Source organism: Nocardia sp. CNS-044, assembly GCF_059570515.1.
Map to the genome: position 1 here is coordinate 268,654 of NZ_JCANSX010000010.1, position 19,805 is coordinate 288,458.

Annotated in this window: 18 protein-coding genes; 11 read left to right on the plus strand and 7 right to left on the minus strand. The window is 68.0% G+C overall.

Translation table 11 applies throughout. The features are described from left to right. Nucleotides 1–79 precede the first annotated feature (79 nt). Together T333_RS27230 and T333_RS27235 are read right to left on the minus strand one after the other, a co-directional pair. Entirely contained in the window at nucleotides 80–775 is a 696-nt protein-coding gene (locus T333_RS27230) for a TetR/AcrR family transcriptional regulator (protein ID WP_496426282.1), read from the minus strand. Between the two features lie 35 nt (nucleotides 776–810). Next, nucleotides 811–1,494 (minus strand): MerR family transcriptional regulator, encoded by a 684-nt coding sequence (locus T333_RS27235; RefSeq protein ID WP_355003484.1) that lies wholly within the window; start codon nucleotides 1,492–1,494, stop codon nucleotides 811–813. Nucleotides 1,495–1,595: 101 nt separating this feature from the next. Between T333_RS27235 and T333_RS27240 the strand changes: the two genes are divergently transcribed. Further along, the gene (locus tag T333_RS27240) at nucleotides 1,596–3,329 is read left to right on the plus strand and encodes a GMC oxidoreductase (protein WP_496426283.1); all 1,734 of its coding nucleotides are present in this window, start codon (nucleotides 1,596–1,598) and stop codon (nucleotides 3,327–3,329) included. Between the two features lie 71 nt (nucleotides 3,330–3,400). Here the strand turns inward: T333_RS27240 and T333_RS27245 are convergent, their stop codons facing one another. Continuing rightward, nucleotides 3,401–4,057 carry a cyclase family protein gene (locus tag T333_RS27245; protein ID WP_357246934.1) on the minus strand — a complete coding sequence of 219 codons (657 nt, stop codon included), beginning with the start codon at nucleotides 4,055–4,057 and terminating at the stop codon, nucleotides 3,401–3,403. Between the two features lie 278 nt (nucleotides 4,058–4,335). Here T333_RS27245 and T333_RS27250 point away from each other — a divergent pair, with 278 nt between their 5' ends. The 4 genes from T333_RS27250 (at nucleotide 4,336) to T333_RS27265 (ending at nucleotide 9,496) form a co-directional block, all read left to right on the plus strand. Next, nucleotides 4,336–5,499: a lipase family protein gene (locus T333_RS27250; protein ID WP_357247925.1), complete on the plus strand. Its 1,164-nt coding sequence runs from the start codon at nucleotides 4,336–4,338 to the stop codon at nucleotides 5,497–5,499. 268 nt (nucleotides 5,500–5,767) lie between these two features. Then, the gene (locus T333_RS27255) at nucleotides 5,768–6,682 is read left to right on the plus strand and encodes a D-alanyl-D-alanine carboxypeptidase family protein (RefSeq protein WP_496426284.1); all 915 of its coding nucleotides are present in this window, start codon (nucleotides 5,768–5,770) and stop codon (nucleotides 6,680–6,682) included. 76 nt (nucleotides 6,683–6,758) lie between these two features. Further along, a complete protein-coding gene (locus T333_RS27260) occupies nucleotides 6,759–8,093 on the plus strand; it encodes a hypothetical protein (protein WP_496426285.1) in 1,335 nt (444 codons plus the stop codon). After that, nucleotides 8,093–9,496: an outer membrane protein assembly factor BamB family protein gene (locus tag T333_RS27265; RefSeq protein ID WP_357246925.1), complete on the plus strand. Its 1,404-nt coding sequence runs from the start codon at nucleotides 8,093–8,095 to the stop codon at nucleotides 9,494–9,496. The genes T333_RS27260 and T333_RS27265 overlap by 1 nt, the downstream gene beginning before the upstream one ends. Before the next feature lie 29 nt (nucleotides 9,497–9,525). On the opposite strand, the gene T333_RS27270 is transcribed toward T333_RS27265, so the two are convergent. Then, nucleotides 9,526–9,762 carry a hypothetical protein gene (locus T333_RS27270; RefSeq protein ID WP_357246922.1) on the minus strand — a complete coding sequence of 79 codons (237 nt, stop codon included), beginning with the start codon at nucleotides 9,760–9,762 and terminating at the stop codon, nucleotides 9,526–9,528. Nucleotides 9,763–9,975: 213 nt separating this feature from the next. Between T333_RS27270 and T333_RS27275 the strand changes: the two genes are divergently transcribed. After that, complete coding sequence (locus T333_RS27275) at nucleotides 9,976–11,565, plus strand: GMC family oxidoreductase (RefSeq protein WP_357246919.1); 1,590 nt, start codon at nucleotides 9,976–9,978, stop codon at nucleotides 11,563–11,565. A 21-nt stretch (nucleotides 11,566–11,586) separates the two neighbouring features. On the opposite strand, the gene T333_RS27280 is transcribed toward T333_RS27275, so the two are convergent. Continuing rightward, on the minus strand, nucleotides 11,587–12,063 hold the full coding sequence (locus tag T333_RS27280; RefSeq protein WP_355003492.1) for an HAD-IIIC family phosphatase: 477 nt from the start codon (nucleotides 12,061–12,063) through the stop codon (nucleotides 11,587–11,589). An 873-nt stretch (nucleotides 12,064–12,936) separates the two neighbouring features. On the opposite strand from T333_RS27280, the gene T333_RS27285 reads away from it, so the two are divergent. Next, nucleotides 12,937–14,157 carry a PucR family transcriptional regulator gene (locus T333_RS27285; protein WP_355003493.1) on the plus strand — a complete coding sequence of 407 codons (1,221 nt, stop codon included), beginning with the start codon at nucleotides 12,937–12,939 and terminating at the stop codon, nucleotides 14,155–14,157. A gap of 247 nt (nucleotides 14,158–14,404) precedes the next feature. Next, nucleotides 14,405–15,064: an HAD family acid phosphatase gene (locus tag T333_RS27290; protein WP_496426286.1), complete on the plus strand. Its 660-nt coding sequence runs from the start codon at nucleotides 14,405–14,407 to the stop codon at nucleotides 15,062–15,064. Between the two features lie 81 nt (nucleotides 15,065–15,145). On the opposite strand, the gene T333_RS27295 is transcribed toward T333_RS27290, so the two are convergent. Both T333_RS27295 and T333_RS27300 read right to left on the minus strand, forming a co-directional pair. After that, nucleotides 15,146–15,742 (minus strand): hypothetical protein, encoded by a 597-nt coding sequence (locus tag T333_RS27295; RefSeq protein ID WP_496426287.1) that lies wholly within the window; start codon nucleotides 15,740–15,742, stop codon nucleotides 15,146–15,148. Between the two features lie 121 nt (nucleotides 15,743–15,863). Further along, nucleotides 15,864–16,022, minus strand: a complete 159-nt coding sequence (locus tag T333_RS27300) for a hypothetical protein (RefSeq protein ID WP_357246908.1) — start codon at nucleotides 16,020–16,022, stop codon at nucleotides 15,864–15,866. 227 nt (nucleotides 16,023–16,249) lie between these two features. On the opposite strand from T333_RS27300, the gene T333_RS27305 reads away from it, so the two are divergent. From T333_RS27305 to T333_RS27315, 3 genes are all read left to right on the plus strand, one after another. Beyond that, nucleotides 16,250–17,407, plus strand: a complete 1,158-nt coding sequence (locus T333_RS27305; RefSeq protein WP_496426288.1) for an NAD(P)/FAD-dependent oxidoreductase — start codon at nucleotides 16,250–16,252, stop codon at nucleotides 17,405–17,407. 485 nt (nucleotides 17,408–17,892) lie between these two features. Next, complete coding sequence (locus T333_RS27310) at nucleotides 17,893–18,705, plus strand: 2-amino-3,7-dideoxy-D-threo-hept-6-ulosonate synthase (protein WP_357246902.1); 813 nt, start codon at nucleotides 17,893–17,895, stop codon at nucleotides 18,703–18,705. Between the two features lie 839 nt (nucleotides 18,706–19,544). Then, nucleotides 19,545–19,802, plus strand: coding sequence for an acyl carrier protein (locus T333_RS27315; protein ID WP_357246899.1), 258 nt, complete (start codon nucleotides 19,545–19,547; stop codon nucleotides 19,800–19,802). The last annotated feature ends 3 nt before the right edge of the window (nucleotides 19,803–19,805 follow it).

The window sequence follows — 19,805 nt, forward strand, 5'->3', positions numbered from 1 at the left end:
ACGCTCCTCGCGTGTTGTGATCCAGAATATATGGGACCGGCGGTCCCACACAATGGGGCGAGAGAGGTTTGTCCGGCGGTCAGGCGGGGAAGCCCAGCAGGTCCAGCAGGTTGTCCAGGACGAGCTCGAACAGCTCGGTGCGGTCGGCGAAGGTGTCGCGGCCGTACATGTCGAACACGTCGAAGCTCACCGCGCCGAACAGCGCGCTCCAGACCCCGACGCCACGCACCACAAGCCAGTCCGGCACGTCCAGGTCGAATTCGTCGCGGACACCGGCGAAGCTGCCCGCCAACGCGGTCGACACGCGGACCGGGCGGGTCGGCTCCCGCAAGCGGCCCGCCCCGTGCGCGTCGGCGAAGATCCTCATCAGCGTGGCGATCACCCGCACACCGGGATCGACGGTCTGCTCGGCGGGCGCCTCGTACCCCGGGACCGGCGAGCCGAAAAGCAGTCCGTACCAAGCGGGTTCGGCCAGCGCCCAGGCGCGCACCGCGCGGCCCGCCACCCGCAGCCGCTCGGCGGGATCGGCGGGCGCGGCGGTGAGGGCGTCGTCCACGGCGTCGCCGAGGGCGTTGTAGCCGTCCACCACGAGCAGGGTCAGCAACTCGTCGCGGCTGCGCACATACCGGTACACCGCCGAGGAGACCACTCCGAGATCGCGGGCCACCGCGCGCAGCGACAGCGCCGCGGCCCCGTGCGTGGCGAGATGCTCGCGGCCGATCCGCTTGATGTCCTCCATCGTCTGGGCTCGTGCCCGCGCGCGCGGCGTCGTCATGGGTGTCACTTTAGTGAACACCGCTCGCGGATCCGTCAGCCGTCCAGTTCGCGGACCGCGCGCTCGATCTCGTCGGCCAAGGTCGCGCCGCCGACCTCCCACGCGGCGGCGCGGAAACGTTCGCGGAACCGGCTCAGGTCCGTGCCGATGCCCTCACCGCCATAACTCGTCGCGGCCGCGTCGCGGAACGTGCGCACCATCTCGTCGGCGAGATCGGCGATCCTGGCGCGGATGAGTTTGCGCAGCGCGCCGCTCAAGGTGATGTCGGTGCCGACGTCGTAGAGGATCAGCGCGCCCTTGAGCATCGGCTGATCGGGAATGCGCCAGCCTTCCCCGCATCGCTCGACGTATTGGGCGGCGACGAGTTCGTCGAGGATGTCGGCGCGGCGATCGCCGAGCAGGGACGACAACTCGTCGTCGTCGATCACCACCGACTGATCCGCCGCACCCGGATACCGCGGATCGAGCACCGAGCGCCAGTCCGCGGTGGCGCCGCGCTGGGCTTCGGCGTCGAACACCTCCCGGATCGCCTCCAGGCGCAGTCCGCGCGCCTGCATACCGGAGATGTCGCGCAACCGATCCAGATGCTCGTCGGTGTAGACGGCCTCCTTGCCCGCGCGGCCGGGTTTCGGCAGCACACCGAGCGAGTGGTAGTAGCGGATGGTGCGCGCCGGTACACCGCTGAGATCGGCCAGCTGAAGACGGCTGTATCGGGACACGCGACTCAGCATAGATACCCCGGTCGACTCCTCGTTGACAGCTCCTACTGTCCGCATTAGCGTAACGCGGGTCACTGCCGACCGTTCGAGGAGTTCCGCGCATGTCCCAGCGAGCAACCGACTTCGATGTGCTCATCGTCGGTTCCGGTTTCGGCGGCAGCGTGACCGCGCTGCGCCTGGTGGAGAAGGGGTACAAGGTCGGCGTGCTCGAGGCGGGTCAGCGCTTCGCCGACGACGAACTCCCCAAGACCAGCTGGGACCTGCGCAAGTTCCTGTGGGCGCCCGCGCTCGGCTGCTACGGCATTCAGCGCATCCACTTGTTGCGCGACGTGCTGATCCTCGGCGGCGCCGGTGTCGGCGGCGGTTCGCTGAACTACGCCAACACCCTCTACGTGCCGCCGGAGCCGTTCTTCCAGGACCCGCAGTGGCGCGACATGACGGACTGGCGCTCGGAACTGACGCCCTACTACGAGCAGGCCCAGAAGATGCTCGGCGTGGTGCGCAATCCGCACATGACACCCGCCGACGAGGTCTTCAAGAAGGTCGCCGAGGACATGGGCGTCGGCGACACCTTCGTGCAAACCCCGGTCGGCGTGTTCTTCGGTGAACCGGGCAAGACCGTGGCCGATCCGTACTTCGGCGGTGTCGGCCCTGAGCGCACCGGCTGCGTGGAATGCGGCGACTGCATGGTCGGCTGCAAGTTCGGCGCCAAGAACACTCTCGTCAAGAACTACCTGTACCTGGCCGAGCAGGCCGGCGCCGAGGTCGTCCCGATGACCACGGTCACCGCGCTGCGGCCGCTGCCCGACGGCACCTGGGATGTGGAGACCAAGCGCACCGGCAAGCTGGTCCGCAAGCAGCCCAAGACCTACACGGCCGCGCACGTGGTGCTCGCCGCGGGCACCCGCGGCACCCAGAAGCTGCTGTTCGACATGCGCGACAAGGGCGTGCTGCCCGGCCTCTCCGAACGGCTCGGCGTGCTGACCCGCACCAATTCCGAGTCGATCGTCGGCGCGGCGACCAGGAAGGTCACCCCCGGCGTCGACTTCACCAAGGGCGTGGCGATCACGTCCTCGATCCACCCGACGCCGGACACCCACATCGAACCCGTCCGCTACGGCAAGGGCTCCAACTCGATGGGCCTGCTGCAGACGCTGATGGTGGACGGCGGCGGCCGCATTCCGCGCTGGCTGCGGTTCCTGCTGCTCGTGCTGCGCCATCCGCTGCACCTGTTCCAGTTCCTGAGCACCAGGAACTGGAGCGAGCGCACCATCATCTCGCTGGTGATGCAGCACCTGGACAACTCGATCACCACCTACACCAAGCGCGGCGTGTTCGGGCGCAAGCTCACCTCGAAACAGGGCCACGGCCAACCGAATCCGACGTGGATCCCGGTCGGCAACGAGGTCACGCGCAAGGTGGCCGACGAGATCGGCGGCATCGCGGGCGGCAGCTGGGGCGAGATCTTCAACGTCCCGCTCACCGCGCACTTCCTCGGCGGCGCCACCATCGGCGCCGACCCGGAGCACGGCGTCATCGACGGCTACCACCGCGTCTTCGGCTACCCGACGCTGAGCGTGGTGGACGGCGCGGCGGTCTCCGCCAACCTCGGCGTGAACCCGTCGCTGACCATCACCGCGCAGGCCGAGCGGGCCGCCGCCTACTGGCCGAACAAGGGCGAGGTGGACACCAGGCCGTCGCAAAGCGAGGGGTACCAGCGGATTTCGCCGGTCGCCCCGGTCGCGCCGGTGGTACCGGCCGGTGCCCCCGCCGCGCTCGTGTTGCCGATCGTTCCGGTGCGCACGGCGAACCAGGAGACCCCGGCCGCCGGCTGAGCGCGGTCGGCCGACGGAGTATCGGCGGCCCGTGGTCGATTCGACCGCGGGCCGTCTTTCGTATACCGGCGCTACCAGTCGGTCCAAGCGACGGCGCGCAGCGGAAACGAGCCGGTTCCGCGCACCGGCGCGGGCAGCGCGACCAGCTCGGCGCCGATGTCGGGCACCGCGTCGAGGTTCGTCATCTGCTCGATGATCGGGATTCCCGCGCCGAGCAGCGTGTGGTGACACGGCCGCGTCGGCAGGGACGTGTCGTCGATGTCGAGCGAGTCGATGCCGACCAGCGCCACATTGGCGGCGACCAGCGCGTCGGCGACCTCGCCGACCAGGAACGGATGTCCGGGGCCCTGGTACGAAGCCGAACCCCATCGCGAGGACCACCCGGTGTGCACGAGCACCGCCTTGCCCCACAACCGGGCGGGGTCGCCGAGCAGATTCGGTCCCACCGCGCGGATCCCCGCCGCACGGATCATCACGATCGGCACGTTGAACAGCCGTTCCAGCGGCAGTTCGGCGATGTCGCCGCCGTCGGCGTGGAAATGGAAGGGCGCGGCGAGGTAGGTGCCGGTGTGGCCGACCATGTCCACGCGGGCGATCTCGTAGGCCATGTCGATCAGCGGCGACTGCGTGCGCGGAATATCCGGGGTGATTCGTGGACGAGGCAGGCCAGGGTAGGTGAGCATGCCATCCGAGATCGGATGGGACAGCTCCACGACCGACTTGCTCATGCTGGCGACCGTACCGGCCGCTCCCGCTGTGATCTATCGATCCACACGCATCGTCGGATCGGCCTCCGAGGCGGCGCGGCCGAAACACGATTTTCCGGGGCGCTCGGACCCCTATCGGCGTGTCGCTGGGAGTTTGCCGACGAGGGCATTTGAATGCTGGTGGCTCGTCGACGTATCCGCGCTCCCCTTGGAGGTCAGAGGTCGTGACTCGTCCGTTTTCCCTGTTACCCAGCAATAGATGCCACCGTGTGACCCAGGTCATCGGCACCCTCGGCGGTATGGCGCTTGGTGTGCTGCTGGCAACAACGGCAACCGCGGCACCGCTGTATCCGATACCCGATCCGGACCCGTTCTACGCCGCCCCGGCGGACCTGGCGGCGCACCGACCCGGTGACGTGCTGGACGTGCGGGCATTGCCGCCGCTGCCGCTCTTCCCCGGCGCCACCGTCCGGCAGGTCGAGTTCCGGTCCACCAACTCACGCGGCACACCGATCGCCGCGACCACGACGATCCTCACGCCCCTCGGCAGCCGGCCGGACGCACCGCTGCTGTCGTATCAACATTTCATCAACTCACTCGGCACCCATTGCGCGGTATCGCGCAGGCTCTACGACGGCGATCTGAATCTGGGTATCACCACGCCGATTCTGAACGTCGCGTTGCAGCGGGGCTGGAGTATCGCACTGCCGGATCATCTCGGTCCGCAGTTCGCCCTCGGCGCCGCCCGTCTTGGTGGCCAGATCACCTTGGACGGCATCCGCGCGGCCAAGCGACTACCCGAACTCGGTCTGGCGAACAGTCCGGTGGGGATGGTGGGCTACTCGGGCGGCGGCATCGCCACTTCGTGGGCGGCGGCGCTGCAACCGACGTACGCGCCCGAGCTGAGGCTCGCGGGCGCCGCCATCGGCGGCGTGCCGATGAACTTGATGACCATGGCGGAGGCATTGGGCCCCGACCCGCACCCGGCCTTCGGGCTGGCCATGGCGGTGGCGATCGGTCTGGAACGGGAGTACCCGGACCGGGTACCGCTCAGCGCGCATCTCAACCAACGTGGCCTCGCGGTCCGTGACGCGATGGCCAACAGCTGCACCAATGAACTGCTCGCCATCGGCGCCAACACCGGTGCGCGGGACTATGCCTCGAACCCCTCGATCTTCGACATGCCCGGCGACGCCAGGGCGGTCGTGGAGGAGAACAGCTTGGAGCTGTACCCCGGCGTGCCGGAAATCCCGATGTTCGAATGGCATTCGCCGAGCGACCCGCTGATTCCGATCGGTGCCATCGTGAACACCGACCGCCGTTGGTGCGAGTCGGGGGTGCAGTTGGAAATGCAGCGCGTGCAGATGCCCGAGCATCTGACCGCGGCGTTGATCGGCGCGCCCGCGGCGATGACGTGGATAGAGGCCCGGATCAAGGGTGAGCCGGCGCCGAGCAACTGCTGAGCGTCGATCGTCCGAACGTCAGCGCCGGTCACGATCCCGATCGGCGTATCGCGCAGCGGCCCGTGTGGTGTGGTCCCACCCGCGGGCCGCTGCGGCGTTTCGCAGGCCCCCGGGCACCCGACCGCGCGGTCGCCCCGTTCGACCGGAATTTCGCGCCGAGGGCCAGCGCGTGCGTGATTAGCCGTGCGTATGCTGTCGCCGGTGCCGTGCGGAAATACGGCCGGCGAAATCCCGCTCATCAGCGGGGATGAACGGCACAATGTGGGCCATGCGAACATTTGCCCGATTGTTGCAGGCTACCGTCGCCAGTGCGTTGATCGTGGCGGCTGGTCATGGTGTCGGGGCCGCCCCCGCCGCAAGCATGCCCCATATCCAATTGCCCTGGCTGACTTCCGAACCGGACGGAGTTCAGGCGTCGGGGGCGGTGCTGGCGGACGGATTCACCGGCACGGCGCTGTGGTCGCGACGGCCGGACACCCCGGTCCCGATTGCCAGCATCACCAAGGTGATGACGGCAGTGGTCGTGGTCGACGCAGGCGATCTCGACCGGACCATCACCGTGCCGCAAGAAGCCATCTCCTACTGCATCAGGCACGACGGCAGTACCGCGGGATTGGTCCCCGGCGAGGTACTCACCGCGCGACAGCTTCTCTACGGGCTGATGCTGCCGTCGGGCTGCGACGCCGCCTATGCCCTCGCCGAGGCATACGGGCCCGGCCAAGACGGCTTCATCGCCAGGATGAACGATGTCGCGCGTCAGATGGGCCTGGCGGGAACGCATTTCACCGATCCCAGCGGACTGCCCATCCCCACCGATCACTCCAACTCCTCCACACCGGCGGACCTGGTGGCCCTCGGCCTGCGCGCGATGCGCCAACCGGCATTCCGCGAAATCGTCAGCGCGCAAAGCCATCATGTACCCGAGGGCCCGAGCAACCGCGAGCACTTCTGGCGGACCACGAACCGGCTGCTGCGCGACTATCCCGGCGCCATCGGGATCAAAACCGGGTGGACCGACGCCGCGGGAACCTGCCTGCTGTTCGAGACGGTCAGGGCGGGAATACCGCTGATCGGCGTGGTCTTGGACAGCTCACCGCACAGCGACGTCATCGCGAAGGACGACGCCGAGCGCATGCTGAACTGGGCCTACGACCCCGTTCTGAGCGTGCTGCCGCTGCGTTAGGCAGGGCGGCAGCGAATCCTGTTGATCGGCTTGGCCCCCGGGCTGATCTAATGGTCGGGATCCGAGGGGAGCAACGGTGCCGGAGACAACGAGCGCGGACGCCACGCCGTCGCGCGCGGTCACCGCGTGGACGCAAGGCCTGCTCTGTGTGGCGATCGTGGCGAGCGGCGTGATCGTCGGCGGACTGCTGCACGACCCGGATCCCGACCTGACGACGACGCCGACGACCACGACCAGCACGGCGGACGAGGCCGAACCGCCGCGGGCGTCGGTCGTCACGCCGCCGGTCACGTATCCGACGCGCATTCCCGGCTGCGACGCCGTCGAACCGCCCGGCGAAGGCGGATTGACGGGCTTCGTGGTCAGCAGCGAATTCGGTTACGACAACCCGGCGTATCCATGGTTCTCCGGGCCCAAAGCCGTGGCGATGTCGACCGCGCTGCACGAGGCGCTGCCCGACGGAGTGGTCATCGGCTTCGAACCCGTCGACGAGTCGCTGTGGTTCCAGCCGATCGTCGCAAACTCAGGCGACTCACCCGAATTCGCGGAGTTCGGCGGCTTCACCGACGCGCGCGCCACGCTGCGGCGGGGCGATCTGGCGGGGTCGCTGTCGGTATCGGTGCGGCAATCCACCGCGCCGATACCGCCCTGTGTCGCCGGGCAACTCGACGAGCGTCGCCTGCTCGCCGACGGTACGACGGTCGACACACACGACACCTGGTCACAGGTCGACGGTGTGCGCACCCTGTCCCGCACCGCCCACGCCTACACACCGGACGGCAGCGGCGTCGTGGCCATTGCCACTGATGCGCCACACGAGCTCGGGCCCACCGGGACCGTGCCGTTGTCCGTCGACGAACTCGTCGGCTTGGCGAGCGCCCCGGGTGTACGGGTCGCAGCGCCCGTGCCACCCGGAACGCCGGACCCGCCCGAAGACTGCCGCCTGGCCGCGGAGGATGCCGCCGCTATCGATGAGGCCGAAGCGAGCAGGCTGGACGCGGTGCTTGCGCGGATCCCACTGGATGGCCTCACCCTCGACCGCCCGCTGGGGGCGTTGCGTCCCGGAGCGGACGACTCCGGCGGGGTTTGCCAGGTGGTGCGGGTCATCGCCGGTGACCACCGATCGCGGCTGAGCATCGCGATCGGCGCCGGTCGAACGGCGCCACTGGATTCCGGGCCGTCGAGCGGAGATCGGGTCACCACACGGCAACTCCCGGACGGAACAGTGGTCGAAAGCCGTGAAGTGCGAATATTTCTCGCGGCGACCTCGGAGATGACGCGCACCGTCGTCGTGACCCGCCCGTCGGGCGCCACGGTGCGTGTGGTTTCCGGCGCGGACAGTCCCCACGAGCCACTGAGCGTCGCGCAGCTCGAGGCGATCGCGCTGACTCCCGGACTGGAGGTGCCGTGATGGCGTGGCCGCCGGGCGTCCGCAATCTGGTGCTGGCCACCGTAGCCGCCGTCGTGACGAGCGCGGGCGCGGTCGCGGTGCTGTTGCACCCCGAGGACGGCACCCGCAAGATCACCGGAACCGGCGACGCCGCACCGGGTTTGGCGTGGTCGATCGACGCGGCGGCCATCGACGGGCGAGCGGCCGCGGAGTTCCGCGATCCCGTCGCAGGCACCGAATACGACATGGACACCACGGGTTTCGTCGACGCGGGTGACACCGTGGTGACCGTGGTCGGGGTGGTGGAAGACGGCACGGTGCGCGACCCGGTGATGTACGGCATCGACGCCGCGACGGGCGCGACGCGCTGGCGGGCGCCCGCGGCCGGGCTCGGCGGATGCGCGGGCACTCCGGTCGACGGCGACATCGTCTGCTTCACGTCTCCGACCGCCGACATACCGGCCCTGGTCGGCTACGACGTCGCCAGCGGAGCGATCACCCGCACGCCCACCGACTGGCTCGTCTTCGCGCTCGCGGCCACCGACGACCGCGTCTACCTCGCGGAGGGCGATGTCGAGTCCGACGACGTGCGGGTACACGCCGGGACGCTCGCGGACCCCGACGCCTACTGGACTCGCGCGTTCGAGATGGGCACGTTGTGGGAGGACCTTCCCTCCGACGCGCTGGACGTCTCGCACGGTCAGGGCGTGCTCACCCTCGGCGCCGACATCGCCGGTTTCGATCCGCGAGGCGGCGATCCGACCTGGACCGCGGAACTGCACGGATGTTCCCACGTCACCCAGACTTTCGACGCCCTCGTCCTACACGACCACACCGGGTGCGCCGGGTATTCGCCGACCGGCGCCGAGATCCTCGACCGCACCGGACGCACGCTCGTCGCGACCGACGGCGAGGACGAGGGCGTGCACGATCTGACGGTCGACAGGCCCGCGGACGCGACGATTCCCGTCCTGCTGGCCGACGTCGCGTACGACCGCCGCGACGGAACCATCCGGTGGACCAACCGAGACCTCGTGCGGACCGGCCCGGACCGCTACGGCAGCGGCGCGAACCGAGGCACCGCGACGGCTGTGCTCGGTGACGTCGCTCTGCTGCACGATCCGGCGACCCTGACCTCGACCGGGCTGGATCTCCGTACCGGACAACGTCTCTGGCGTACGAACACCGAGCGCTTCGGCGCGGTGCACGGCTGGGACGGTCACGTCGCCGTCCTCGCCGACACCACCGGCCTGTGGGCCATCGATCCGCGTACCGGCGAAATCGTCTGGGACATACCGTTCCTCGCGATCCATGCGGACCCCGACGCCCTCACCGGTGGGGGCGAGTTCAGCGCGAAAGGCGACGGCCGCTACATCTACGCCGCCCCACACACGATCATCGGTCTTCGCCCACTCGACGAATAGGCGCGATCGGGGCGGCCGGCGGCGGTGCATCACACGATCGGCTCGTGCGGTTCGACGTCGAGGACGTAGTCGAGCATCCTCATCTGATCCGCGAGAGCGCTGGCGCAGCAGACGACGACGCGGTCGGCGCCGCAGAGCTGGACGACCTCGGCGGAGGTGGGCTCGAGCCAATCGAAGAGTTTCGCCCGGTTTCCTCCCGCACCTTCGGCGTCGGCGAAGTGTGCGGGATCGAGTCGGACGAGGTAGGTGCGGCGCTGCGCTGGCATGGACCCACTCCTCGGTCGTTGGACAGACGTTGGATCAGGTTGGGCGCCCGGTGGGCGGCCACTGCTTCACGCTAGTCCAGAGCGCGGTAGCACCGCGGCACAAAGCCGCAGAAGCCTGTCGATGATCCGCCCGGGCGTGCTCTGCGCGAAACCTCGCCGCGGCGGGGTCGTTGGCCGTATCTTTGCCGTAAGCGGTGTGGATCGGAGTGAACAGTGGCAGCAGGGCAGCTCTCGGCCGACTATGTGATCGTGGGATCGGGCTCGGCGGGCGCGGTGATCGCCAACCGGCTCAGCGAGGATTCCGGGACCCAGGTGGTGGTGCTGGAGGCGGGCCCGCCGGACAAGGACAAATTCGCCCATATTCCCGCGGCGTTCGCGAAACTGTTTCGCTCCGAACTGGATTGGGACTACCTGACCGAGCCGCAGCCGCAGCTCGACAACCGGCAGGTGTACTGGCCACGCGGCCGGACGTACGGCGGCTCGTCGTCGATGAACGCCATGATGTGGGTGCGCGGCTTCCGCGCCGACTACGACGAGTGGGCGCTGCTGGCCGGCGAAGACTGGGGATTCGCGGCGGCCGTCGAACAGTTCCGCCGGATCGAGAACGTGGAGGACGCGCAGTACCCCGACGAGGGCACGGCCGGACCGCTGTACGTCTCGCACCAGCGCAGCCCGCGCTCCTCCACCGCGGCGTTCCTGACGGCGGCGCAGGAGTCGGGGTTCACCGTCGAAGCGCCGAACCGCCCGCAACCGGACGGCTTCAGCCAGACCATGGTGACCCAGCGCGCGGGCCGGCGCTGGAGCACCGCCGACGGCTACCTGCGCCCCGCGCTACGCCGGGACAACCTCACCGTGCACAGCGAAGCCCTCGCCACCCGCGTGATCTTCGAGGGCAAGCGCGCGGTCGGCGTCGAATACCGCCAGAACGGCGAGACCCACACCGTCACCGCGCGCCGCGAGGTGGTGCTGTGCGGCGGCGCGATCAACAGCCCGCAACTGCTCATGCTCTCCGGCATCGGCGACGCCGACGAACTGACCCGCCACGGGATCGAGGTGGTGGAGCACGCGCCCGAGGTCGGGTCCAACCTGCAGGACCACCTGGTCGCGGGAATCGGCTACGGGGTGGCCGAGGATTCGCTGTTCGGCGCCGACAAGAAGCCGCGGCAGCTGATCGACTACCTGCTGCGCCACCGCGGCATGCTCACCTCCAACATCGGCGAGGCCTACGGCTTCGTCCGGTCCAAGCCGGAACTGGAACTGCCGGACCTCGAGCTGATCTACGCGCCCGCGCCGTTCTACTACGAGGGTTTGGTCGATCCGACCGAACACGGCGTCATCCTGGCGACCGTGCTGCTACGCCCGAACAGCCGCGGACGGATCGCGCTCGGGTCGGCCGATCCGACCGCCAAGCCGGTCATCGATCCCCGCTACCTGTCCGACTCCGCGGGCGCCGACCGCGCCGCCCTGCTCGCGGGCCTGCGTACCTGCGCGAAGATCGCCGACGCGCCCGCGATGAAGGCGGTGCTCGGCAGCCTCATCTATCCGCCGAACGCGCCGGACGAGCTCGAGGCCACCCTCGAACTGGCGATCAACGGTTACTCGCACACCCTCTACCACCCCGTCGGCACCTGCCGGATGGGCACCGACCCGGCCAGCGTTGTCACACCGCGGCTGGAAGTGCGTGGCGTGCAAGGACTTCGGGTCGCCGACGCGTCGGTGATGCCGCTGCTCATCCGCGGCCACACGCACGCGCCGAGCGTGTTCGTCGGCGAGCAGGCGGCCAAGTTCCTGCGGGAGGCCTGACGTTCCCGGCGGGGTCCCCAGCTAGAAGACTGGCACCCGGTCGAAACCGAGCGGCGGCGTGGGGGTCGGGCCGGTGCCGAGCACCGGCTTGAAGTCGGGCAGCGCGGTCAGTACGTCGATGTTGCGGGCCGCGTAGCAGCGCACTTGCGGCAGCGCGCGGGACACTTCGGCTCGCTCCACCGGCTCGTCGTCGACGAACGCGATGGTGTCCAAGCTCAGGCCGAGGGTTCGGGCGATCCGCACGATGCTGGCGGATTTCCGGCCCCAGCCGATCTCCAGCGCCGAGAACATCTCGTAGAGGCCGTGCCGGTACAGCAGGTCCAGCGTGAGATTGCGGTCGCTGCGGCTCGCCACGGCGTGCCAGATGCCGCGGTCGCTCAACGTGCGCAACGTGCGCAGGGCCGCGGGCCTCGGCGTGGAGCTGGTCGCGTCGCACACGACACCGTCCCACATGGTGTTGTCCAGTTCCCAGACAAGACATCTCAGAGCCGGTCTCATCGCCTGCCCCTATCGTTTCGTCAGCGCTGCCTTCCCTGCCGTGGCGTGCCCGGCAGACGGGCTATTGCAACCATCGGGGCACGACACGTGCCGGGCAAGCCCCAGGTTTCTGGGTGGCCGGTCCGGCCCGGGTGATACTACCGGCCGCTCGGCGGAGCGGCACCCGACCCGATGGGGCAAACCGTCAGCTCCCCGCGTCGCGCGAACGACGTTGTCGCGCTTGTACGGTCGGCGCGGCAGGGCGTTCCGGCACCCGAGCCTTCGACCGCACAAGCGCTCGCTTGGGACGGAAGGTGATGCGGGGGTCGATGCCGTGGCTGTTCGTGCCGCTCCTCCCCCGTGGACGATCTCGGTCAGCGAACCTGCGTGCGAGGCGGTTTCGCGCCCTCCCCCTCGAATGAGCGACCGCCGAGTAAATCCCGAGTCGGGCGCCCGGTGCCATATCGGAAGATGCGCTCGAGGGCCGCCCGGCCGGGTCGCCGAAGGCTTGCGGTCACGCCGCCCGGCAGCCGTGGATGGACGTGTATCCGCTTGCTCGCCAGACCGTCTCGGTCCACACCCTCGATGGGGCCGAGTGGATCGAATAGGGGTATAGCCGCGTCCGTTGCGAGGCGTGACGGCCATATCGTCCCAGACGATTTCGGCGACAATTCGACTCGCAGATATTCCACTTCGCCCGGCCTACGAATTGGCCCGCGGCAAGCCCGGAACCGTATCGGAAACGTCGACTCCTCCCCGTCCTGTGAGCGCTCACAAGGCCGCGAATTCCGCCGCGTCGTCATCTCACAGAACCTGACGAATCGATCCGCGCCGGAGATCGTGCAGTTAGTGTGAATGCGCCGCACAGCAAAATCCCGGCGGAAGGAGTCGCCAATGACCGTCGACAGTGGGGCCAGACCGAGCTTGACTCTGTCCGGCCGACCGATGTCTTCGCCGTTGCAGGACGTCCGGAGCCTATCGCGCCAGATGGTGGGGCATTTCGTCGAGAACGTGATCCCCTGCGGCACCCTCCCCGGCGACGCCATCAGCGGCGACGTCACGACGATCACCCGGCTTTGCCTCGAGTTCGCCGTGAGCATGCTCGACGGGCAGGACATTCCCGCCAAAATGCAGCGGCTACAGGACGCCGCGGCGGGCTGGGCGCGCGAGGGCGTGCCGATCGACACGATCCACCACTCGATCCACGAGGGCTTCAAGATCGGGCTGGATCTAGTGGTCTCCAATGCCACCATCAAGGACTACGGCAACCTCGTCGACGGCGCGAAAATGGTCGTGGAAATGCTCGACCAGATCACTTCGGCGATCTCGGTGGCCTATGTGCGCGAGTTGCGTGCCGTCGTCAGCGAACACCACACCGCGGTACACACTCTCACCTCCGCGCTGCTCGGCGGGCACAGCACCTCCACGATGGCGCGCGAATGCGGCATCGCCATCGCCTCGTCCTACGCGGTGATCGCGGTCGCCATCCCCCAGCATCGCGACGAACGCAATCCGGCCGTGGACGGTCAGGTCGTGGCCAGGCGCAAGCTGCGCCGGGTGCAGGCCGAGCTGGCCACCCGGTGCGGCAACACCGCGCTGTCCTTGCTCAGCGTGGACGGCGGCACCATCCTGATTCCCTCCGGCGCGCTGGACAAAGGACAGCTGGACGCGCTGATCACCGAGCTGTCCCGGTCCGCCCAAGTGGGCATCACCGCGACCATGGTCGAGGCCGGTCCCGAGCAGATACCCAACGCCGCCGACCAAGCGCACGAACTGCTCGACATGGTGCAGCGCCTCCAAGCGGTGGCCGGGCTCTACCGGTTCGACGAGCTGGCGCTCGAATACCAGTTGACCCGACCGGGTCCCGGCCGCGAGTACCTCGGATCCCTGCTCGATCCGCTCGACGAGCACCCGGAACTGCTGGAGACGTTGCAGCGGCACATCGCCAACAACCTCAACCGTCAGCGCACCGCCCGTGTGCTGCACGTACACACGAACACCGTCGACTACCGGCTCAAACGGATCGGCCAGCTGACCGGCTTCGATCCGTCGCAGCCCTCCGGGCTCTGGTATCTGCGTTCGGCGCTGGTAGCGCGCACCTACCGCACCGCGTGATTCCGGGCGGGTGCGTGCACGCTCTCCCCTGTCGGGCGTGCACGCACTCGCCAGCGGCGACGCGGACGCGCACGCCGTGCCGGATCGGGAATTCGCGGCATCGCGGTCACCCCCGAATTCGCGCCTGTACCACGAAATCGTCACCGCGCCTTACGTTTCCACGGCCTGTCCCACTGAGCGGGAAATCCTGAGCGAGACAATGTGAAACACCTGCGCGTCTGTTTCGTCGCCGATAACGTCCCCGCCCATGAGACGCTCTGTTGCAGGCATCGCCCTCGGCATCACCATCACCGCCGTCGCCCCACTGTCCGTCGCGCAGGCCGACACCGGCTCGTCCTCGCTGTCGGGGGGCTCCGGTTCGTCGTCGCTGTCGGGCGGCTCCGGTTCCTCCTCGCTCTCCGGTGGCGGTGGGCTTCCCCCGTACTCGCAGTGGATCACGGAGGTGCAGACGGTCGCCGCCCAGGCTCAGGACTACTTGGCCGGACGACTGCCCGGCGCCACGCGACCGGCCATCGTCCTCGACATCGACAACACCTCGCTGGAAACGCAGTACAACCCCGGCCCCGTCACACCCGCGATGGCGCCCGTCCTCCAACTCGCCAAATGGGCCAAATCACAAGGCGCGGCAGTCATTTTCGTCACCGGCCGCCCCGCGCTGACGAACCTCTACACCCAGACCAACCTGACCGCCGTCGGCTACCCGGTGGACGGGCTCTACGGCAGTCCCCTCACCACCCTGTCCGCGGGCTCGGCCGGTCTCGAGCAATACAAGACCAACGCCCGCATCGACATCGAAGGCGACGGCTACACCATCGTCGCCAATATCGGCAACAGCGCGTCGGATCTCGCGGGCGGGCATGCCGAGCGGACCTTCAAACTTCCCGATTACGACGGCAAATTGTCCTGAAACGCGAACGGAATCGGCCGGTTTCGCCGTCGAGCGAGATCGGCCATCGGGCGTCGCGGCCAGCGCACCGGGGCCGCGACATCAGTTGTAGGCGACGCTCTCGAACCAGACGACGGTGTGGCCGGAACGGTCGAATACGCTCACACACCGGTTGTTTCGGTCCAGAACCCAGCCCTCGTCCCGGCATCCGGACCAGTCGCCGCCGCGACCTCGGTACAAGGACCAATCGTGCGCGCTCTCGAGATGGCGACGAATACGGTCGCTGACGTCCTCGGCGGACACATTCCCGGATGACCCGATCTCGAAGGCGCGCAGACAGATCGTCGACGAATTCCCGCCGCAACCCCGGTCCTGGTTCTCCAGCAAGACCAATCCCTCGGGCAGCGGCAGCAGCGCGTCACTGGGCGGAACCGAGGCCCGTTGCCCTTTCATGACCCCGACCACGGCGAGGGCGCCCAGCACGCTGAGAACGCAGTACCAGATCACCAGCTTCCGCCCGATACGGCGCACCGCCGGGTTTTCCGCGTCCTGCGCGCGATCCGACATCAGACCCCACACCACGGCAACGCAATTCAGCACCACCAACAAGACCATCACCGTCATCGTCCCGCTGCGCAGCACCCATCCCAAGCTCACCAGCATCTCGGCAACGGCGATCGCTCCCAGAACGACTCCCACCCGAACCCGAATGCGTGGCGTCGCCGCAGCGATCGGCCAACACAGCAAAGGAACGAGGAACAGCGCTCGAATCACGGTGTCAGCCTATGGTTCTCGCGCGCGTCGGCGAAGCCGACCGAAGTCAGTACGCGTTGGAGGTGCAGAGCACCTCGCTGATCTCCGCCCCCGACTTGTCCGCGGAACCGACATGGGCAAGCAGCGCAGGCGGGTAGTACTCGGCGAGGCTGGTGTAGGCGGCGAACAGCGCGTCCGAGCGGGTCGGACCCGCGCCGGTGCCCACCGCGGCGGACGACTGTCCGATTCGCCCAATTCGTCTGAGGAATCACGTTCAGGCCCGACGGCTATCACCACATCGACGAGAACTCCGAGTTCGCGCTGCCCAGGGCCGTGGCATGCCGGAAGGCGGCGCTGGGAACAGGCCGGTTCTCGGGGAGGGGGATGTTCGAGGTGCGGGCGGAGAACTCGGAATGCCAGCGAACGAGGGGCTAACGGGTGGAGAATGGGCGTATGCGAACCGTGCTCATTCTCGGCGCCGGGTTCGGGGGGTTGGAGCTGGCCACGCTCCTGTCGCGTTCGCTGGCCGAGGAGGTCCGGGTCGTTCTTGTCGACCGGAACGACTCGTTCACCTTCGGCTTCGCCAAGCTGGAGATCCTGTTCCGGGATGTAGCGCCGGAGGCCGTTCGGGTTCCCTATGCCGACCTCGCGCATCCAGGTGTCGAATTCCGGCGTGAGGAAGTCACCGAGATCGATCCGAGGACCCGCCGCGTGGTCACCGATCGGTCCGAGTACGAGCCGGACATCCTCGTCGTCGCGCTCGGCGCCGACTACGACCCGGCCGCGACCCCGGGCTTCGTCGAAGACGGCTACGAGTACTACTCGATCGAGGGCGCCGCCAGGCTGCGCGACCGGCTCGACAGCTTCGACGGCGGCTCCGTCGTCATGGCGATACTTCGTGTTCCCTTCAAGTGCCCGCCCGCGCCGTACGAGGGCGCGATGCTGTTGCACGAGAAGCTCGCGCGGCGCGGTCTCGGCGGCAACACGCGCATCCGGATGATCAGTCCGATGGATTCGCCGATCCCGGTGTCAGCGGACACCTCCGCCGCGCTCGTCGAGGCGCTGACCCGGCGCGGGATCGAGTACACGCCCGGGCAGCTGGTCCACGGCCTGGATCCGGATCGTCACGTCGCGCTCACCCGTGCGGGCGATATCGCCTACGACCTTTTCATCGGCATCCCGGCACACTGCGTGCCCGCCGTCGTCGAAGCGTCGGGGTTGACCGTCGGCGGCACGGACGGCTGGGTGGCGGTCGATCCGGCCACCCTCGAAACGCCGTATCCGAACGTCTACGCACTCGGCGACTGCGCCGACGCGCCGGTGCCGCGGGCCGGGGTCTTCGCCGAGGATGCCGCCCGCACGGTCGCCGCGGGCATCGCGGCGAAACTGCGCGGATCGGACGCGACCGACCGGTACCGCGGCCGAGGCGCGTGCCATATCGAATTCGGAGACGGGTTGGTCGGCAAGGTCGACGCCGATTTCCTGTCCGGTCCGGCGCCGCGCGCGCCCTTCACCGCGCCCTCGGTGGCACTCGCCCGCGAGAAGGCCGAGGCAGCCGCCGCTCGAATCCACCGCTGGTTCCCGGGTTCGCTGGACCGCGCCTCGGAATAGCCGGGCGACGCGCGCTCCGAAATCCAGGCGGTCAGGGGCTCGCAGAGGAAAGGGCATGGCGAGCCCGCCGCGATAGCCGAAGCGGCACCCGAACCGAATTGTGTACCGACACCGATTTCCGACCGCGGCGTTCACCTCCGACACCACTATTCCGTCCTCGGAAACTAAATTTCCGGGGAAATATTGTGATTCGCGACGAATTCCACGTGCGCCGGGCGCACCCCAACGCGGACAGGGGACAATTCGCGCGAATCGGGGGTGGAGCGGGGTGGCGGCCTCGCTTCGTGCGCGAGATCACCCTCGCGCCGGGTCGCGCGCTCGGCGGTGGCGGCATAGTTTTCTCTGAAACCTCCAGTAGGTCAACAGCTTCCGCGCTCCCGACACGACGCCTCGCACGGCGGTGCAGTCGGGCTCATGCGTCACGCGGGATGGGAGACGACCGGTCCGCGTCTGCGGCGCAGGGGGATACGACAAGGGAGGCACGCGTGACCAAGACGTTCGCAAGACACGATCGAACCGAAAACCTACATCGCTACGGCGATTCGAAGCTGCTGATCGTCCCGCTCGATCACACTGTCGGCGAAGGCGCGCTGTTGCGTGCGCACCGCCTGCGCGAGGTGCTCCACGCACTGCGCGTCGGCGGCGCGGACGCCACCGTGCTGCACAAGGGCGCGCTCGATCACGTCGACCCGGCGGTCTTCGACGACCTCGCTCTCATCGTCCACCTGTCGGCCAGTGCTCGCTGGGGCGCCGATCCCGATGACAAGGTCATCGTCACCGGCGTCGAGGAGGCGTTGCGGCTGGGCGCCGACGCTGTCAGCGTGCACGTCAACCTGGGCTCACGCACCGAGTTCCAGCAGCTGGAAGACGTCGCGCAGGTCGCGCGGGCGTGCGACCGCTGGAGCGTTCCGCTGTTCGCGATGGTCTATCCGCGCGGTCCGCGCGTCGCGAACCCCACCGATCCGGAGCTGGTCTGTCACGCCGCCGCGGTCGCGGCCGAACTAGGCGCCGACATCGTGAAGGTGCCCTACACCGGCGACCCGGCGAGCATGTCCGAGGTCGTGGCCTCGGTCGACATCCCCGTGGTCGTGGCGGGCGGACCCGCGCAGCGCACCGACATGGCGGTCGCGCACGCGGAACGCATCCTGTCCAGCGGTGTCGCGGGTTTGGCGTTCGGCCGCAATGTCTTTCAGGCCGACGACCCCGCTTCGTTCGTCCACCGTCTGCACACCGCGGTGCACACCGATCGGCCGCACGCCGCCCCTGCGCCCCACTCCCCCGCGCTCGCGCGATCATGACGCGATCGCCGGAATACCCGGCCGAAGCGACCGCGCCCGATGTTCTGCGCGGGCCCGGCATGCGATTGTCGAAGCGGGGACGACAAACCGATTCCACGATTTCGGCGGATTTCCGAACAAACCGTACGAGTTGTGACACCCATTACAGACGTTTCTGCTACCAGACGGTAATGAAAGCGGTCACATTTTCCATCGCTGATGAAGGTTTGCCGAGCTCCGCAATAGCGCGCCGCACATGCGGCGTCGAGTAAAAACGTCGTGAATCGAGTGGGATTCGGCAATGAGATGTGGTACCGCCCAATTCAATTGGAAAGTACCGATAGGTTGGTTTCAATTTTCACCCGTCCGTTCGGTGAACCGATCGTGAACAGCGAACTTTCCCGTGAGCTACCGACCGGCGGTCTACCGCTGCCGATTCGGACGCATACCCGTAACTCGCACTCGCAGCTTCCACGGTTCGCCACGACGCGCCGTCATACCCCATTTCTTATGGGTTACAACACGTTTCACACACTGCGAACACGCTGATTAGCCACTCGATTGCTCGTCGGCCAGAGCCGCTGCGGGACACCGCTTTTCACATTGCAGCGCGCTGAGTACCGGTGTACAGATTGGTCGAAAGCGCGACTGTGATCGGTGACAGTTGTGCACAGTGACGAGATATGAGGCATAACAGTCTTGGTTGTCGATAGCGGAAGGCAAGTTTTCGAGGTTTCGGCAGTCGCCGAAACCTACGCTGACCAGGGAGAAGTCAAGCTCTGGCCACCACGGTCGAGCACTGCGGCGGTAGTCGTGCCGCTCGGGTACGGGGAAGACCCGAGCGCGACGGGGGGCTGGATATGAGCGCGCACGGAGACGTGTCCGAGCGCGTGCGAGAGCTGTTTCGCGCCGGTTTGCAGGTGCGCGACATCGATCTCGACACACCGTTGCTGGATTATGGCTTGGACTCGGTTCGATCGGCCGAGATCATCATCGAACTCGAGCGCGTCTTCGGCGTGGAGATCTCCGACGAGGAGGCCTCCGCATTGCATACCGCGCGTGACGTGATCGAGTGCGTGACGACCAAGACCGCACATCGCAGCGGGGTCGGTGCGTAACGG

What these genes read in the sequence shown, in the direction of transcription:
- T333_RS27280 (WP_355003492.1), bottom strand. Translation starts at nt 12,063, where the DNA reads ATGAGACCGGCTCTGAGATGTCTTGTCTGGGAACTGGACAACACCATG.
- T333_RS27240 (WP_496426283.1), top strand. Translation starts at nt 1,596, where the DNA reads ATGTCCCAGCGAGCAACCGACTTCGATGTGCTCATCGTCGGTTCCGGT.
- T333_RS27255 (WP_496426284.1), top strand. Translation starts at nt 5,768, where the DNA reads ATGCGAACATTTGCCCGATTGTTGCAGGCTACCGTCGCCAGTGCGTTG.
- T333_RS27305 (WP_496426288.1), top strand. Translation starts at nt 16,250, where the DNA reads ATGCGAACCGTGCTCATTCTCGGCGCCGGGTTCGGGGGGTTGGAGCTG.
- T333_RS27285 (WP_355003493.1), top strand. Translation starts at nt 12,937, where the DNA reads ATGACCGTCGACAGTGGGGCCAGACCGAGCTTGACTCTGTCCGGCCGA.
- T333_RS27245 (WP_357246934.1), bottom strand. Translation starts at nt 4,057, where the DNA reads ATGAGCAAGTCGGTCGTGGAGCTGTCCCATCCGATCTCGGATGGCATG.
- T333_RS27270 (WP_357246922.1), bottom strand. Translation starts at nt 9,762, where the DNA reads ATGCCAGCGCAGCGCCGCACCTACCTCGTCCGACTCGATCCCGCACAC.
- T333_RS27290 (WP_496426286.1), top strand. Translation starts at nt 14,405, where the DNA reads ATGAGACGCTCTGTTGCAGGCATCGCCCTCGGCATCACCATCACCGCC.
- T333_RS27315 (WP_357246899.1), top strand. Translation starts at nt 19,545, where the DNA reads ATGAGCGCGCACGGAGACGTGTCCGAGCGCGTGCGAGAGCTGTTTCGC.
- T333_RS27265 (WP_357246925.1), top strand. Translation starts at nt 8,093, where the DNA reads ATGGCGTGGCCGCCGGGCGTCCGCAATCTGGTGCTGGCCACCGTAGCC.
- T333_RS27230 (WP_496426282.1), bottom strand. Translation starts at nt 775, where the DNA reads ATGACGACGCCGCGCGCGCGGGCACGAGCCCAGACGATGGAGGACATC.
- T333_RS27250 (WP_357247925.1), top strand. Translation starts at nt 4,336, where the DNA reads ATGGCGCTTGGTGTGCTGCTGGCAACAACGGCAACCGCGGCACCGCTG.